The organism is Microbacterium fluminis, assembly GCF_051549805.1.
Classification (GTDB): domain Bacteria; phylum Actinomycetota; class Actinomycetes; order Actinomycetales; family Microbacteriaceae; genus Microbacterium.
In genome coordinates this window covers 2,451,627-2,466,531 of sequence record NZ_CP196042.1, presented here as the reverse complement: position 1 = coordinate 2,466,531, position 14,905 = coordinate 2,451,627, and the positions used below count along the sequence as shown (strand labels likewise).

15 protein-coding genes and 2 tRNA genes are annotated in these 14,905 nt (G+C 70.3%); 5 read left to right on the top strand and 12 right to left on the bottom strand.

The window, feature by feature from the left end; translation table 11 throughout:
- Positions 1-37: 37 nt before the first annotated feature.
- Complete coding sequence (locus ACSJDX_RS11925) at positions 38-541, bottom strand: DUF3145 domain-containing protein (RefSeq protein WP_438352889.1); 504 nt, start codon at positions 539-541, stop codon at positions 38-40.
- Positions 542-735: 194 nt separating this feature from the next.
- Positions 736-1,509 (bottom strand): hypothetical protein, encoded by a 774-nt coding sequence (locus ACSJDX_RS11920; protein WP_438352888.1) that lies wholly within the window; start codon positions 1,507-1,509, stop codon positions 736-738.
- A 171-nt stretch (positions 1,510-1,680) separates the two neighbouring features.
- On the opposite strand from ACSJDX_RS11920, the gene ACSJDX_RS11915 reads away from it, so the two are divergent.
- Positions 1,681-3,696: a DUF262 domain-containing protein gene (locus tag ACSJDX_RS11915; RefSeq protein ID WP_438352887.1), complete on the top strand. Its 2,016-nt coding sequence runs from the start codon at positions 1,681-1,683 to the stop codon at positions 3,694-3,696.
- A 16-nt stretch (positions 3,697-3,712) separates the two neighbouring features.
- On the opposite strand, the gene ACSJDX_RS11910 is transcribed toward ACSJDX_RS11915, so the two are convergent.
- Positions 3,713-3,786: transfer RNA gene (locus ACSJDX_RS11910), tRNA-Ile, on the bottom strand.
- Positions 3,787-3,800: 14 nt separating this feature from the next.
- On the bottom strand, positions 3,801-4,877 hold the full coding sequence (locus ACSJDX_RS11905) for a DMT family transporter (RefSeq protein WP_438352886.1): 1,077 nt from the start codon (positions 4,875-4,877) through the stop codon (positions 3,801-3,803).
- 57 nt (positions 4,878-4,934) lie between these two features.
- On the opposite strand from ACSJDX_RS11905, the gene def reads away from it, so the two are divergent.
- Together def and ACSJDX_RS11895 are read left to right on the top strand one after the other, a co-directional pair.
- The gene (gene def, locus ACSJDX_RS11900; protein ID WP_438352885.1) at positions 4,935-5,501 is read left to right on the top strand and encodes a peptide deformylase; all 567 of its coding nucleotides are present in this window, start codon (positions 4,935-4,937) and stop codon (positions 5,499-5,501) included.
- Between the two features lie 5 nt (positions 5,502-5,506).
- Complete coding sequence (locus ACSJDX_RS11895) at positions 5,507-5,824, top strand: hypothetical protein (RefSeq protein WP_438354978.1); 318 nt, start codon at positions 5,507-5,509, stop codon at positions 5,822-5,824.
- 82 nt (positions 5,825-5,906) lie between these two features.
- Here ACSJDX_RS11895 and ACSJDX_RS11890 read toward each other — a convergent pair.
- From ACSJDX_RS11890 to dusB, 5 genes are all read right to left on the bottom strand, one after another.
- Positions 5,907-5,979, bottom strand: a tRNA-Asn gene (locus ACSJDX_RS11890).
- 63 nt (positions 5,980-6,042) lie between these two features.
- A complete protein-coding gene (locus ACSJDX_RS11885; protein WP_438352884.1) occupies positions 6,043-6,822 on the bottom strand; it encodes an ATP-binding cassette domain-containing protein in 780 nt (259 codons plus the stop codon).
- A gap of 32 nt (positions 6,823-6,854) precedes the next feature.
- Positions 6,855-8,714 (bottom strand): DNA primase, encoded by a 1,860-nt coding sequence (dnaG, locus tag ACSJDX_RS11880; RefSeq protein WP_438352883.1) that lies wholly within the window; start codon positions 8,712-8,714, stop codon positions 6,855-6,857.
- Positions 8,714-10,063 carry a deoxyguanosinetriphosphate triphosphohydrolase gene (locus ACSJDX_RS11875; RefSeq protein WP_438352882.1) on the bottom strand — a complete coding sequence of 450 codons (1,350 nt, stop codon included), beginning with the start codon at positions 10,061-10,063 and terminating at the stop codon, positions 8,714-8,716. The genes dnaG and ACSJDX_RS11875 overlap by 1 nt, the downstream gene beginning before the upstream one ends.
- Entirely contained in the window at positions 10,053-11,228 is a 1,176-nt protein-coding gene (gene dusB / locus ACSJDX_RS11870) for a tRNA dihydrouridine synthase DusB (protein WP_438352881.1), read from the bottom strand. The genes ACSJDX_RS11875 and dusB overlap by 11 nt, the downstream gene beginning before the upstream one ends.
- 99 nt (positions 11,229-11,327) lie before the next feature.
- On the opposite strand from dusB, the gene ACSJDX_RS11865 reads away from it, so the two are divergent.
- The gene (locus ACSJDX_RS11865; RefSeq protein ID WP_438352880.1) at positions 11,328-11,831 is read left to right on the top strand and encodes a glutathione peroxidase; all 504 of its coding nucleotides are present in this window, start codon (positions 11,328-11,330) and stop codon (positions 11,829-11,831) included.
- A gap of 3 nt (positions 11,832-11,834) precedes the next feature.
- Here ACSJDX_RS11865 and ACSJDX_RS11860 read toward each other — a convergent pair whose 3' ends face one another.
- The 3 genes from ACSJDX_RS11860 to recO are packed head-to-tail and all read right to left on the bottom strand — an operon-like array spanning position 11,835 to position 14,124.
- Positions 11,835-12,533 (bottom strand): DsbA family oxidoreductase, encoded by a 699-nt coding sequence (locus ACSJDX_RS11860; protein WP_438352879.1) that lies wholly within the window; start codon positions 12,531-12,533, stop codon positions 11,835-11,837.
- Between the two features lie 53 nt (positions 12,534-12,586).
- Positions 12,587-13,399 (bottom strand): isoprenyl transferase, encoded by an 813-nt coding sequence (locus ACSJDX_RS11855; RefSeq protein ID WP_438352878.1) that lies wholly within the window; start codon positions 13,397-13,399, stop codon positions 12,587-12,589.
- On the bottom strand, positions 13,396-14,124 hold the full coding sequence (gene recO / locus ACSJDX_RS11850; RefSeq protein WP_438352877.1) for a DNA repair protein RecO: 729 nt from the start codon (positions 14,122-14,124) through the stop codon (positions 13,396-13,398). Before recO ends, ACSJDX_RS11855 begins: the two co-directional genes overlap by 4 nt.
- Positions 14,125-14,203: 79 nt before the next feature.
- Between recO and ACSJDX_RS11845 the strand changes: the two genes are divergently transcribed.
- On the top strand, positions 14,204-14,890 hold the full coding sequence (locus tag ACSJDX_RS11845; protein WP_438352876.1) for a trimeric intracellular cation channel family protein: 687 nt from the start codon (positions 14,204-14,206) through the stop codon (positions 14,888-14,890).
- Positions 14,891-14,905: the final 15 nt, after the last annotated feature.

The window sequence follows — 14,905 nt, the reverse complement described above, 5'->3', positions numbered from 1 at the left end:
GCCGGTCACGACGCCTCGCTCCGCCCGAGTCTCGAAATCAGCCCACCTTGTGCAGCCAGACGACGGGGGCGTCGTCGCTCGCGTGGCGGAACGGCTCGAGCTCCTCGTCCCACGCCGCGCCGAGCGCCACGTCCAGCTCCCGCTGCAGCTCGACGATGTCGCCCGCAGCGACCTCCATCGCGTAGCGCAGGCGGTCCTCGCCGATCACGACGTTGCCCGCGGCATCCGTCTGCGCGTAATGGATGCCGAGCCCCGGCGTGTGCAGCCAGCGGCCGCCGTCGCTGCGGGGCGTCGGGTCCTCGGTCACCTCGAAGCGCAGATGCTCCCACCCGCGGATCGAGGTGGTGAGCGAGGCGCCCGTCCCGACCGGGCCGTCCCAGTAGAACTCCGCGCGACGGCTCCCGGAGAGCACCGGCTGCTCCTGCCAGTCGAAGTTCACCGCACGCCCGAGGGCGCGACCGACCGCCCACTCGAGGTGGGGGGCCAACGCACGTGGCGCGGAGTGGATGTAGACCACTCCCCGCGCCTGTCCTGTAGCCATCATTCTCTCCGTTTCATCAGGTACGTCTTCCCCAACGACCTGAAACGGATGCTTCGGCGATGCGTGTTCGGTTGTGTGGCCATTATCGCCCGAACTCCCCCGGAATGACAAGGCTGTGATTCGGCGTGGTGCGAACCGGAGCACGAAGGGCTCCGGCCTGTCGACCGGAGCCCTTCGAGAGCGGATGCCGAGGCTCAGGCCTCGCTCATCGCGATCTTCTCCTGCTGCCCCTTGGCGGCGTAGTACGCGGCGCGGGCGGCGTCCTTCCGGGCCTGCTCGGCGTAGCCGGCATCGAGCACGTCCTGATCGACGTGGACGCTCTCGGTGCGGTTCACGCCGTTGTACTTCTCGATGTAGGCGTCGAGCTCCGGGCCCGAGGTCCACGACGTGATCAGGCAGTAGCGCGGGTCGGTCCCGAGGTGGGTCGCCGCGTGCCACAGACGCTGCGTGTCGATGATCAGCTGCGCGCCGGCCGGCAGCGCGATGCGCACCTCGCCGGCGGGGTCGGTGCGGTTCTCGCGCAGCACGAAGAAGCTGTCGGTGTCGTCGGTGAGGTTGAAGAACCCGCGCACGACCCAGCCGGTGCCGTCGGGGTTGAGGCGGTTGTTGTCGTCCTGGTGCAGGTTGTAGAGGCATTCGCCGTAGGGCGTGGGCTGCAGTTCGATGACGCGGCAGCGTCCGACGTTCGCGCCGGGCTCCTGTGCGCGGCGGGTGAGGTTCGGGGCCTTCTCGGTCTGCGAGTCGATCCAGACGCCGTCCTTGTCGGTGCGCGGCGGCTTGTGGTTCCAGAAGCCGTTGCACTCGATCTCGCCGAAGGCGCTGGCGAGCGGTGCGAAGCGGGTGTCGCCCGAGGACTTCCAGTCGTTGTACTCGATGTCGAGCCACTCCTGGGGATCGAGCTGCTGGTCGTAGCGGTCGAGGACCACGTAGCCGGTCTCTTCGAGAGCGGCGGACTTGATGTATGCCATGAGGTGAGTCATGCCTTTCGTAGGGGGCCAGCACGTTTTAACAGGCCCGACTTAGGCAAGCCTACATCGGGGGTTCCGGCACGCCCCGGGGGCGGCGGCCGTGAATAAGCGCACGCGCATAGGCTGGTGAGGTGCCCGGTACGGCACGAGCGAGACGAGTGAAACGAGAGCATGGGCACCGCCACGAACATCGACGCGACCGCCGTCAACACGATCGCCTGGCTCTCGGCGGCAGAGACGCAGATCGTCGTTCCGGTCTATCAGCGCCAGTACCGCTGGGACATCGGCGGATGCGAGCAGCTGCTCTCCGACATCCGCGCGGTCGCCGACACCGACGACCGCAGCATGCACTTCATCGGCTCGATCCTGTCGTCCCTGTCGGTCGAGCAGGGCGATCCGGAGCTGGTGCTGATCGACGGCCAGCAGCGCATCACCACGCTCATGCTGCTCATCGCCGCGCTCCACCACACGGTGCGCGACGTCGACCCGGAGCTGTCGAGGCAGCTGCACGCCGTCCTGGTGCGCTCCTCGGATCCGACGCGCACCAGGCTGCGCCCGCATCGGGCGTGGGCCGAGGTGTTCGAGGGAGTCGTGCTAGACGGGCGGGGCGAGGCATCCGCTCTGCGCGACTCGCGGTTCGACGACAACTACGCCTTCTTCCGCAGCCAGGTCGGCGCCGAGGAGGCGCCGCGCATCTGGCGCGGCCTGCAGAAGCTCGAGCACGTCGCGATCACCCTCGGGGCGGGGGCGAACGCCCAGCAGATCTTCGAGAGCCTCAACTCCACCGGCGAACCGCTGCGCGATCACGAACTGATCCACAACTACGTGCTGATGGGTCTCTCGCACGGCGAGCAGAGCGCCATCGAAGAGGAGTTCTGGCGTCCCATCGAGCACAACACGGGCGAGAGCATCGGCGCGTTCTGGCGCCACTACCTCGTGCTGCGCACAGGACGCGAAGTGCTGCTGGCCGGCGGGCGCGGCGTGTACGACGCGTTCCGGCACGAGTTCCCGCACCTCACGCCCGAGACCCTGGCCGCGTCGGCGTCCCAGTGGCGGCACTACTCCGAGATCTACCGCGTCCTGCTCGACCCCGCGCTGGCGCCCGATCCGGAGATCGGACGTCATCTCGCCTACCTCAACACCTTCGGACGGGACTCCTCCCCCCTGGTGCTGCGCGCGTACCACGATCACGCGACGGGCGCGCTCGACCGTTCGGCACTCCTGGAGACGCTCGAGCGCGTGCAGTCGCTGCTGCTGCGTCGGCAGATCGTCGGGCTCGGCACCGACCGGCTGGTCGCGCGACTCGTGCGCGCCGGGCAGGAGGGGACGGATGCCCTGCTGCACGCGATCGCGCGGATCACCCCGTCCGACGAGCGCATCCGGGCGGCGTTGAAGTTCGCCCCGCTCCCCCACGCGCAGTACGTGCTCGGTCGCCTGTCCGGCATCGACGAGGTCGCGGACTTCGGGGTCGAACGGGTCTTCCCGAGCGAGCCCGGCGACACGTGGAGCGGCGGCGGCGATCGCACGTGGGCGGAGTACTCCGACGACGAGCAGAACAGCCATCGCGCCCTCGCCGACACGCTCGGCAACCTCGTGCTCCTCGAGGACGAACTGGCGCTGAGCGCCGCCGACCGGTCGTTCCCCGACAAGCGCGATGCGCTGTACGCGCGCAGCGCGGTGACCTCCACCCGCGCCCTGGCCGCGAGCGAGACATGGGGCACGGCGGCGATCGCGGCGCGCACCGTCCTGCTCGCCGACGAGGTCGTGCGCGTCTGGCGTCGCCCGGCGGTCGTCCTGATCGACGACGACGGCCTCACCCCGATCCTCGATGCGCAGCGCCGTCGCGGCTGGCCGCGCGGCTGGGAGCGCGAGTTCTCATACGTGGAGTACCGCGGCGAGCACTGGGAGGTGTACGACGTCCGTCACCTCTTCAACCGCGTGTTCACCCGCCTGTGGGCGGACTCACGGGAGAGCGTCGTGGCCTTCAGCTCACGCCGGGGCGGCCCGATCTATCCCGCTCCGGCGTGGAACGGCGAGTGGGACGCGCTCGACGGCGAGAACTTCCTCTACATGGGCTGGGACCACCGCTACATGCTGACCGCGGTGCAGGGCGTGCTGGAGGAGGCCGGGATCGCGTCCGAGGTGTTCCTGAAGTACTCGTACATCGCCGAGCACATCGCCGTCTGACGCGCGCGGCGTTCGGTAGGGCGGGTGGGACTTGAACCCACGATCGTCGGGTTATGAGCCCGCTGCCTTGACCAGCTTGGCCACCGCCCCCTGCGGGATCCAGCCTAGCGGGGCGACTTCCCGTCGCGAGGGCCATCGGAGACGGGCCAGACCTTCTGCACCACCTCGTCGACGCGGGCCGAGCCCGGCTTGCGTGCGGCCGGCGGAGCCGAGGTATCCGCCCGTCCGTCGCTCCCGCGTGTGATCGGGATCTCCTGGCTGTTGCTGACCACCTCGGGGTGGTAGCGGGCGAGTTGCACGACGCCCCAGATCGCGATGGCGCCGGCGACGCCGAAGCCGACGAGGGCCCAGATGGGCGCGCGGGATGCCTCACCGAGCACCAGGAGGCCGATGAACACCGCGACCATCGGGTCGACGACCGTCAGCCCGGCGATCACCAGGTCGGGCGGCCCGACCGAGTAGGCCGTCTGCACGAAGTAGGCGCCCACGGCGACGGCCGCGACGAGGGCGACGAGGCACACGGCGGTGAGCCACTCGAAGTTGCCCTCCTGCAGGCGCTTGATCACGACCTTGGCCAGCGTCGCGACGAATCCGTAGATGACGCCGGCGGCCATGATGTAGAACAGCGCCTGCATGCGGCGGCGCAGCCACAGCCACAGCACGGCGAACACCACGATGACGGCGGCGAGGATCGCCAAGATGACGATCAGCTGCTGCTGCGTGATCGCGTGCTCCTCAGCGAAGAACGCGGCGATCGTGACGAACGTGAGGATGCCGCCGATACAGGCCACGATCGCGGTGATCGACTGTCGTGTGGGCTTGTGGCCCGACACACGGGCGTTCAGGAGGGTCGTGATGACGAGGGCGATCGCGCCGAGCGGCTGCACCACGATGAGGGGTGCGACGGCCAGGGCGCCGAGCTGGCACACGATCGCCAGCCCGAGCATCACGGTGCCGATCACCCAGGACGGGCGCGTGAGCAGCGCCAGCATCTGCCCGCCGGTGAGACCGCCGGTGCTCGTGGACTGCGAGAGGCGCTCGACCTTCGCCACGCCCCGGTGCTGGTACTGGGCACCCAGTGACATGAACACCGCGCCGAGCAGAGCCAGCGGGATTCCGATGAGGAGAGCCGGATCGCGGAACACCCCGACCAATTCGTTGGTCACGTCCCCGATCGACATGCTCACCCCGCTCACCACTCGACACTAACCGCCCGGGGCGCTGGGTAGGCTCAAGGCGTGGCCGTTCTGCCGATTCGCATCATGGGAGACCCGGCGCTGCATGCCCCCGCAGCCCGCGTCGACGAGATCACCGACGACATCCGCCAGCTCGTGGCAGACATGTTCGAGACGATGGATGCCGCACCCGGCGTGGGCCTCGCCGCGCCCCAGGTGGGGGTGTCCCTGCGCATCTACACGTACACCTACGTCGACGACGAGGGCGCTCCCTGGCGGGGCGTGATCATCAACCCCGAGCTGTGGATGACGCCGCTCGAGCCCGGCGCCCCCGACGAGGACGAGGAGTCCGAGGGATGCCTCTCGTTCCCGGGCGAGCGGTTCCCGCTGCGGCGCTCCGACCGCGTGCGCGTGACTGGCACCGACCTCGAGGGGGCGCCCGTGTCGATCGACGTCGACGGCTGGCGGGCCCGCATCATGCAGCACGAGTTCGACCACCTCGACGGCATCCTCTACATCGACCGTCTCGACGACGCCGACTGGAAGACGGTGCAGAAGGTCGCCCGCAAGCGCGGCTGGGGTCGTCCGGGTCAGTCTTGGATGCCCGGCGTCGACGATCTGGACGCGTGACCGTCATGCAGAACGCGCTGTCGCTGACGGTGGAGGGCACGCCGGACTTCGGCAGCGAGGTGCTGACGGCCCTGTACCGCATCACCGGTCGCGCCACGACCGAGCTGCGCCGCTCGATCCGCGCCGGCGATCCCGTCTACACCGCCGAGCTGTTCGGCAACGACCACATCGAGGTCGTCCCCCGACTGGAGCGCACCGTCGCCTACCTCGAGGAGCGCGGCATCCCGTTCGCCGTGCACGAATGGACCGATGGTGAGCGCGAGCCGATCACCGTCGAGATCATGCGGGAGATCGTCGGCAGCGCGGACGGCCGGTACAGCTGAGACCCGCCCCGGAAAGGAGAAAGGCCCGGGGTGGAAGCCCGGGCCTTCGGTGAGAGTCGCGGTAGATGACGCGGATCTCTCGCTCCCCGGCTTGGACTCGAACCAAGAACCTATCGGTTAACAGCCGATTGCTCTGCCAATTGAGCTACCGAGGAAGACGCCCGGTCGGAACCGGACAACCCCACCATGCTAGCAAACGCCGGAGGGTGCTCCGCACATCAGGTGGCGATCAGACGGTGGTCCGCCTCGGCGCTCGGCGACCACAGGATGTCGTGCGCGGTGGCGCCGTAGGCGATCGCGTGACCGCTGCGCAGCAGGAGCACCGAGGCATCCAGCTCCGACGCCACCTCCAGCTCGTTGGTGACCACCAGCGTCGCCATGCCGTACGCCTCACGCCGGCGGATGATCGCCTCACGGGCGACGCGACGGACCTCGACGTCGAGGTTCGCGAACGGCTCGTCGGCGATCAGCACGCGCGGCTGCAGCATGAGGGCGCGCGCGAACGCCACCCGCTGACGCATTCCGGCGCTGAGTTCGTAGGGGTACTTCGCCGACGCGCCGAGCGGCAGCTGCATCTCGTCGAGCAGGGTCGCTACGCGCACCGCGAGGGCGCGCGCGTTGACGCGGCGGTCGCGGCTCGTCAGGGGCTCTGCGATGACGTCGGCGACCGTCATCCGAGACGGCAGGTGGGCGCCCGCGGTCTGCGGGAGGTAGCCGGTCACGTAGGTCAGCGTGCGATGGGCGCGGCCGGGGCGGCGGACGCGGATGCCTTCGACCCACGCCTCCCCGCCGACGACGGACAATCCGGGCTCGTCGGCGCCTGCCAGCACGGCGGCGAGGCTCGACTTCCCCGCACCGGTGGGACCCATGATGGCCAGCGATGCGGCCCGCGCGAGCGTGAACGTGATCCCGTCCACCACGCGGCCGCTCCCCCCCGACCGACCGATCGAGAGGTCGGTGCTGCGGATCGCCACATCGGGCTCGGGACTGCGTGACACGTGCTCATCCTGCCCTGCGCAGGGCGCGGGCGCTACTCGGCCCCGAGCACGGCCTGTCGTTCGAGGTCGAGTTCGCGCAGGCGCAGGCGCACGGTGCGTCCCTCCTCCGAGTCGGGAGCGACCCGTTGGATGGCGCGCAGGAGGTCGGACTTCTCGCCGTCGAGCGAGCGCATCACCAGGCCGCGTGCGAGCGCCGTCGTCGACATGACCGCGTGCTCGTCGTCGCGCGCGGGGAACGCGGCGGTCAGCAGCTCCGCCCCGAGCGAGCGATACGGCTCGCGTGTCGCCGTCACCGCGTCGGCCGCCCACCCCGGGCGCGACATGTCGGCGGCGACGATGCTCTGCCGCACCGCGTCGAGGGCCGGATGCTGGAAGGCGAGCCCGAGTGCACGCGTCAGCAGATCCGAGTCGATGCGGTGACCGAACTGCAGGAACCCCATCAGTGCGTCCCGCTCGAGACCCGCGGACGGCGGGAGTGACGCAACGGTGACGCGCAGGACCGGCGCATCGGCCTCGCGGGGAGACTCGTCGGGCACGGGCGGCGCGGCATCGTCAGTCTTGGCCTCCGCCCGACGGCGTTCGCGCTGCACCGCACGATGGACCTCGGCGAGATCCTCGCCGAGGCGTCGGGCGAGCACATGCTCGTAGCGGCGCCGGAGGGGCTCGTCGCGGATGTCGGCGAGGAGCGGGGCGGCGGCGGAGAGCCCCGCGAGTCGGCCTTCGACGGTGGAGAGGTTCAGCCCCTGGATCCGCTGGTCGATCACGAACTCGAACATCGGCGCCTTGGTGTCCATCAGCAGACGCACGGCGCCGTCGCCGCGCTGCAGACGCAGATCGCACGGGTCGAGGCCGTCCGGCGCGACCGCGACGAAGCTCTGCGCGTTGAGCGTCCTGGTCTCGGCGAACGCGCGCACCGCGGCCTTCTGCCCGGCGGCGTCGGGGTCGAACGTGAAGACGACCTCGGCCGACTTCTCGTCGCCCATCACGCGCTTGAGGATGCGCATGTGCTCGGCGCCGAACGCCGTGCCGCAGGTGGCGACGGCGGTCGTGACGCCCGCCAGGTGGCACGCCATCACGTCGGTGTACCCCTCGACCACCACGACGCGCCGCGGTTCTCCGCGGGAGATGTCGCGCTTGGCGAGGTCGAGGCCGTACAGCACCTGCGTCTTCTTGTAGATCGTGGTCTCGGGGGTATTGAGGTACTTCGGCCCGTTGTCGTCGTCGAACAGACGCCGCGCGCCGAAGCCGATCGTCTGGCCGGTGAGGTCGCGGATCGGCCAGACCAGGCGCCCGCGGAAGCGGTCGTACACGCCGCGCTGACCCGAGGAGACCAATCCCGCCGTGAGCAGCTCCTCGCGGCTGAAGCCCTGCGCGGTCAACGCGTCGGCGAGGCCCTGCCAGCCCTTCGGCGCGTACCCGACGCCGAAGTGCGCGGCGGCGCCGGCGTCGAACCCGCGCTCCCCGAGGAACCGACGTCCGGTGTCGGCCTCCGCAGTGAGCAGCTGGGCACGGTAGAACTCGGCCGCGGCGGAGTTCGCGGCGTACAGGCGCGCCCGACCGGCGGTCTCGGGGGCCGCTCCCCCGCCCTCCTCGTAGTGGAGCGGGTAGCCGATCCGCGCGGCCAGCGACTCGACGGCCTCCGTGAAGGTGACATGGTCCATCGCGCGCAGGAACGAGTACACGTCGCCCGACTCGCCGCATCCGAAGCAGTGGTAGAAGCCGACCTGCGGCCGCACGTTGAAGCTCGGGCTGCGCTCGTCGTGGAACGGGCACAGGCCCTTCATCGATCCGACGCCGGCCGTCTTGAGCGCGACCCGCTCTCCGATGATGTCGGCGATGTTGATGCGCGCCTTGACCTCGTCGACGTCGGCCTGGCGGATCCGGCCGGGCATCAGTCGTCCTCACGGCGTGCGGGCGGGCGCGAGCCCGGTGCCCAGACGCCGATGGATGCCGCGTCCACCTCGCCGACGAGCCGTCCGTGCCAGGCGATCGCGTGCTGGTCGGTGAGGCTGGCGACCTGATCGACGATCACACGGCGTCGCTCAGCATCCGTCTGCGCGGCCGCGAAGTCGGCGGCGTACAGCCGGTCGAGTTCCTCGGGGCGCTCCTCCAGCGCGGTGGCCAGGCGCTTGAGCACGCGCCGCTGCTCCTTGTAGAGCTCCTTGCGGCCGTCGATCGAGACCACCGTGGCGCCGATGATGCCCTTCAGCACCGCCATCTCGGCCTCGACCACACGTGGCACCACGACGTGTGCGCTGTAGCGGGTCAGAACGTCCTGGGGGTACGCGTCGCGGGTCGCGGTCGTCGCGGCGCGGGCGAACCGGCCGATCAGGTCGGACGTGAGGTTCTTCAGCTGCGCGAGGGAGCGCCGAGTGCCGTCGAAGGCGTGCAGCCATTCGGCGAGACGCATGACGCGGAACAGGGCGTCGGCCAGCTCGTCGCGCGAGAAGTCGAAGCCGACCCAGGTCTGGATCGCGGTGAGCAGTGCCTCGTGCTCGGCCGTGTCGGCCAGACGCGCAGGGTCGAGGTAGCCGTTGACGATCGCGTCCTCGAAGTCGTGCACGGAATACGCGATGTCGTCGGAGAGGTCCATGGCCTCGGCCTCGATGCAGCGCACGCGCCCCGGGGCGCCCTCGCGCATCCACCGGAACACCGGCTCGTCGTCGGGGTACACACCGAACTTCAGGCGTCCCCCCGGGTCGGGCAGCGGATGGTCGGCTGTCCAGGGGTACTTGCAGGTGGCGTCGAGGCTCGCACGCGTGAGGTTCAGACCGAAGCTGGCGCCGTCGTCGCCGATCACCTTCGGCTCGAGCCGCGTCACGATCCGCAGGGTCTGCGCGTTGCCCTCGAACCCGCCGATGTCCTCGGCCCAGTCGTTCATGGCGCGTTCGCCGTTGTGCCCGAACGGCGGATGCCCGAGATCGTGGTTGAGGCACGCGGTGTCGACCACGTCGGGTGACAGCTGCAGGGCGGTCGCGAGCTCGCGACCGACCTGCGCCACCTCGAGCGAGTGCGTGAGCCGGTTTCGCGCGAAGTCGGCCGGGCTCGCGGGACTCAGCACCTGCGTCTTGGCGGCGAGCCGGCGCAGCGCGGCCGAGTGCAGCACGCGCGCCCGATCACGGGCGAAATCGTCACGCTGCGAGCGGTGCTGCTCGCGGTGGAAACGGGCGGCATCGGCGTCGTCGTAGCCGCGGGGGCGGCCCTGCGCGACCCCGACGGCGACGGTGACGTCAGCCGCCACTGTGGTCGAGTTCCGCGTCGGCGAGGGCGGTGGATGCCTCGACCCCGAGCTCGCGGGATGCGAGCCACCCGTCGGGCAGGGCGGGGCGCTTGGGAGTGCCGGCGCGGCCGCGCTGCCCCTCGGCCGCGGCGCCCGGATACGGTGCGTCGAGGTCCATCGTGGCGAGGAGGTCGTCGATCTCCTCGAGGGTGGAGGCGGTCGCGAGGGCGGCCCGCAGGTCCCCGCCGACCGGGTAGCCCTTGAAGTACCACGCGACGTGCTTGCGGATGTCGCGGCATCCGCGACCCTCGTCCTCGAAGAACTCCACGAGCAGCTCGGCGTGGCGGCGGAACGCCGCGGCGACGAACCCGAGGGTCGCGTCCACCGGTGCGGTCGGTGCCGCACCGGGGCCGCCGAGAGCACGGGCGAGGTCGCCGAACAGCCACGGGCGGCCGAGGCATCCGCGCCCGACCACCACGCCGTCGCAGCCGGTCTCGGCCATCATGCGCACCGCGTCGTCGGCCGACCAGATGTCGCCGTTGCCGAGCACCGGCACGCTGGTCACCGCCTCCTTGAGGGCGGCGATCGCCGACCAGTCGGCGTTCCCGGAGTAGAACTCCGACGCTGTGCGGGCGTGCAGGGCGACGGATGCCACGCCCGCCGCCTCGGCGATGCGTCCCGCGTCGAGGAAGGTGAGGTGGTCGGAGTCGATGCCCTTGCGCATCTTCACCGTGAGCGGCACGTCGCCGGCCGCCTTCACCGCGCCCTCGACGATGTCACGGAAGAGGCCGAGCTTCCACGGCAGCGCCGCTCCCCCGCCCTTGCGGGTGACCTTGGGAACGGGGCATCCGAAGTTCAGGTCGATGTGGTCGGCATGGTCCTCGGCGACGAGGATGCGCACCGCCTCCGACATCGTCTTCGGGTCGACGCCGTACAGCTGGATCGAGCGCGGCGTCTCGGACTCGTGGTGACGGATGAGGCGCATCGTCGTTGCATTGCGCTCGACGAGCGCCCGCGACGTGATCATCTCGCTGACGTACAGCCCGGCGCCGTACTCGCGGCACAGCCGGCGGAAGGCGGTGTTGGTGATCCCCGCCATCGGTGCCAGCACAACCGGCGCGTCGAGGGCGATGGGCCCGATGCGCAGGGGGCGTGCGGGGGCGATGGCGGTGCTCACGTCATCCATTCTCCCAGATGCGCACGGGCACGGTCCGCGCGGTGCACAGGTGCCGTCGGATCCATCGATCCCGGCCCTGGTGCGCCTCCGGCGACCTAGAATCGCCCCATGACGGCTCCCGTGCAGACCTCCATCCGCGACATCCCGTTCACGACCGCCGACGGCGGCCAGGCGACGCTCGGCGACTACGACGGCCAGCTCGTCATGGTCGTGAACGTGGCCTCCAAGTGCGGCCTCGCGCCCCAGTACGAGCAGCTCGAGGAGCTGCAGCGCACGTATGGGGAGCGCGGCTTCACCGTGCTCGGCTTCCCGTGCAATCAGTTCATGGGGCAGGAGCCGGGGTCGATGGAGGAGATCCTCGAGTACTGCTCGGTCACGTGGGGGATCAGCTTCCCGATCGCCGACAAGGTGAAGGTGAACGGTCCGGGTGCGGCGGAGCTCTACAAGGCGCTCAAGAAGGCCAAGGACGAGGAGGGCAAGAAGGGCCCGATCCTGTGGAACTTCGAGAAGTTCCTGCTCACGCCCGACGGCGCGGTCCACCGCTTCCGCCCCACGACCAAGCCCGACGACCCGGCCATCGTCTCGGTGATCGAGGCGAACCTCCCCCGCTGAGCCTCAGGCGACGGGCGCCGCTTCTTCGGTCGCGGGCTGCGCGGATCCTCGCTCGGCCCACACCTGCCGGGCGATCTGCGTGAACGCCTCCGCCGGCTGCGCGCCGCTGACGCCGTACTTCCCGTCGATCACGAAGAACGGCACCCCGTTGATGCCGTACGCGGCGGCCTGCTCCTGGTCGGCGCGCACGTGCGGCAGATACCGTTCGGTCTCCAGCGCCTCACGCGTCGCGTCGGCGTCGAGCCCGGCATCCGTCGCCAGCGCGACCAGGTCGTCGACCCGACCGACGTGACGCCCCTCGGAGAAGTAGGCGGACATCAGTCGCTCGGCCATCTCGAGCTGACGGCCCTGCGCCTTCGCGAAGTGCAGAAGTTCGTGCGCCTTCACGGTGTTGGTGTGCTGCACGTCGTCCATGTGATAGCTGAGCCCGGCGTCGGCGGCGATGCCGGTGACGCGGTCGTTCATCTGGCGTGCCTGATCGAGCGGGATGCCCTTGTGCCGCGCGAGGAACTCGGTGCTGGTGCCCTCGAAGTCGACGGGCGTGTCGGGCGACAGCTCGAACGAGTGGTAGGTCACCTCGACGACGGGGGCGTCGTCGTCCGCGGATGCCGCGGCCAGTCCGTTCTCGAGATTGCGCTTGCCGATGTAGCACCAGGGGCAGGCGATGTCGCTCCACACGTCGATCTTGATGGCATCCGTCATGTCCGGTGCAACCCGCGGACGGCGGCCGGATATTCCGGCGGGGCGCGAGTGAGTCAGAGCGCGGGCGGTTCCGGGGTGTCGACGGCACCGCCGAAGCGCCGGTCACGGTCGAGGTACAGCCCGATCGCGTCCCACAGATCGACACGGCTGAAGTCGGGCCACAGAGTGTCCAGGAAGACGAACTCGGCGTAGGCCGACTCCCACAGCAGGAAGTTCGACGTGCGCTGCTCGCCACTCGAGCGCACGAACAGGTCGACGTCGGGCATGTCGGGCAGATACAGCCTCTTCTGGATGAGCTTCTCGCTCACCGCCGACGGCCGCAGGCGTCCGGCTGCGACGTCGTCGGCGATCGAACGCACCGCGTCGGCGATCTCGACCCGACCGCCGTAGTTGACGCACATCGTGAGGGTCAGCACGTCGTTGCCGCGCGTGAGCTCCTCGGCGTACTGCAGCTCCTTGATTACCGAGCCCCACAGACGCGGCTTGCGCCCCGCCCACCGCACCCGCACGCCCCATTCGTTGAGCTGGTCGCGGCGACGGTGCAGCACGTCGCGATTGAAGCCCATCAGGAAGCGCACCTCGTCGGGTGACCGCGACCAGTTCTCCGTCGAGAAGGCGTAGACGGAGAGATGCTTCACGCCCGCCTGGATCGCGCCCGCGACCACATCGAGCAGGGCGGCCTCGCCTGCGCGGTGGCCCTCGATGCGGGTGAGCCCACGACGGTTCGCCCAGCGCCCGTTCCCGTCCATCACGATCGCGACGTGCGACGGCACGCCCTTCTTGGGAAACGCCGGCGGATACAGGCCCGTCCAGTCGATCGGCCGGTAGGCGACGGCGTCGCGGTGCGTGAACGGCTTCGGGGTCACCGGGCCCCCTCCACGTGCGAGAGCGAGCGGATGCCGCGCTCGAGGTGCCACTGCGCATACGCCGCGATGAGTCCGGATGCCGCCGCGTTCGCGCCCGCGGATGCGGCATCCACGTCGTCCCACTCCCCCGCCATGAGCTGGGTGAGCAGGCGCGCGGTCTCGGGGGCGATGCGGGCGGATCCTGTGGGGGCGCAGTCGGCGCACACCATGCCGCCCAGCTGCGCCACGAACGCGTCGTGCGGTCCGGCGGCGCCGCAGCGGGCGCAGGCGCCCAGCCCGGGTGCCCAGCCGGACAGGGCCATCGCGCGCAGCAGGTAGGAGTCCAGGATGCTGCGCGCGGCGTGCTCGCCCCGCGACAGCGCGCGGAGGCCGCCGACGAGCAGCAGATACTGCTGGGCGGTCGCCTCGGCCTCGTTGAGGCGGTCGGCGGCCTCCACCATCGCGCTGGCGGAGGTGTAGCGGTCGTAGTGCACGGCGATGTCGGCGCCGTAGGAGCCGAGCGACTCGGCCTGCTGCACGATGTCGAGACTGCGGCCTTCGTACAGCTGCACGTCGGCGACCATGAACGGCTCGAGCCGCGCGCCGAATCGCGACGACGTGCGGCGCACGCCCTTCGCCACCGCCCGGATCTTGCCGTGACGGCGGCTCAGCAGGGTGAGGATTCGGTCCGCCTCACCCAGCTTGTGGGTGCGCAGCACCACGACCTCGTCGCGATAGGTGGGCACCCGTCCATTATCCGGCGCGGGAGCGGCATCCCGGCGTTCCGCGCGCCGTGCGAGGGCGCTCAACGGCGAGAATGGGGTCGTGGACGGCCAGACCCTCGTGATCCCCCTGTGGGCGGACCTGCTCGCGGTCGGACTCGGCGGAGTGCAGGGTGCCCTGTTCGCGTCGGGGTTCCGCGGCGATCGGCGACTCGACCTCCTCGGCGTCGCGATCATCGGCATCGTCATGGGCATGGGCGGCGGTCTCATCCGCGACCTGTTGCTGAACGTCACCCCCGCCACCCTGCAGAGCAACTGGTACCTCCTCACGGCGACGGGCGCGGCTCTGATCGGGATGCTGCTGGCCGGCGTGTTCCACCGGCTCAACGCGGTCATCGTCGGCCTCGACGCGGTCGTGATCGGGCTGTTCGGCGCCTTCGGCACCGGCAAGGCGCTCACCCTCGGGCTTCCGGTGGTGCCGGCGATCTTCGTCGGCGTGTGCGCGGCGGTGGGCGGCGGCATCCTGCGGGACATGATCATGGGACTGCCCGTCGCGATCATGCACGTCGGATCCCTGTACGCGGTCGCCGCCGGCGCGGGATCCGTGGTGCTCGCCGGCGCCCACGCCCTCGGCGCTCCGCTGGCGGCGGCGTCGATCGCGGGAATCGTGGTGACGGCCGTGATCCGGCTGCTCGCCGTGATCTTCGACATCTCGCTGCCCGAGCAGCGCGCCCTCCACCGCCGGAAGGTCGCCGTGGAGACCTCGGCGATCCCGATCGTCAAGCCGTAGGCGCTCGGTCTCGCT

Bases quoted from the DNA above. Each gene is read 5' to 3' on its own strand.
- ACSJDX_RS11925 (WP_438352889.1), bottom strand. From the start codon at position 541: ATGGCTACAGGACAGGCGCGGGGAGTGGTCTACATCCACTCCGCGCCA.
- ACSJDX_RS11920 (WP_438352888.1), bottom strand. From the start codon at position 1,509: ATGGCATACATCAAGTCCGCCGCTCTCGAAGAGACCGGCTACGTGGTC.
- ACSJDX_RS11915 (WP_438352887.1), top strand. From the start codon at position 1,681: ATGGGCACCGCCACGAACATCGACGCGACCGCCGTCAACACGATCGCC.
- ACSJDX_RS11905 (WP_438352886.1), bottom strand. From the start codon at position 4,877: ATGTCGATCGGGGACGTGACCAACGAATTGGTCGGGGTGTTCCGCGAT.
- ACSJDX_RS11895 (WP_438354978.1), top strand. From the start codon at position 5,507: ATGCAGAACGCGCTGTCGCTGACGGTGGAGGGCACGCCGGACTTCGGC.
- dnaG (WP_438352883.1), bottom strand. From the start codon at position 8,714: ATGCCCGGCCGGATCCGCCAGGCCGACGTCGACGAGGTCAAGGCGCGC.
- dusB (WP_438352881.1), bottom strand. From the start codon at position 11,228: ATGGATGACGTGAGCACCGCCATCGCCCCCGCACGCCCCCTGCGCATC.
- ACSJDX_RS11865 (WP_438352880.1), top strand. From the start codon at position 11,328: ATGACGGCTCCCGTGCAGACCTCCATCCGCGACATCCCGTTCACGACC.
- ACSJDX_RS11860 (WP_438352879.1), bottom strand. From the start codon at position 12,533: ATGACGGATGCCATCAAGATCGACGTGTGGAGCGACATCGCCTGCCCC.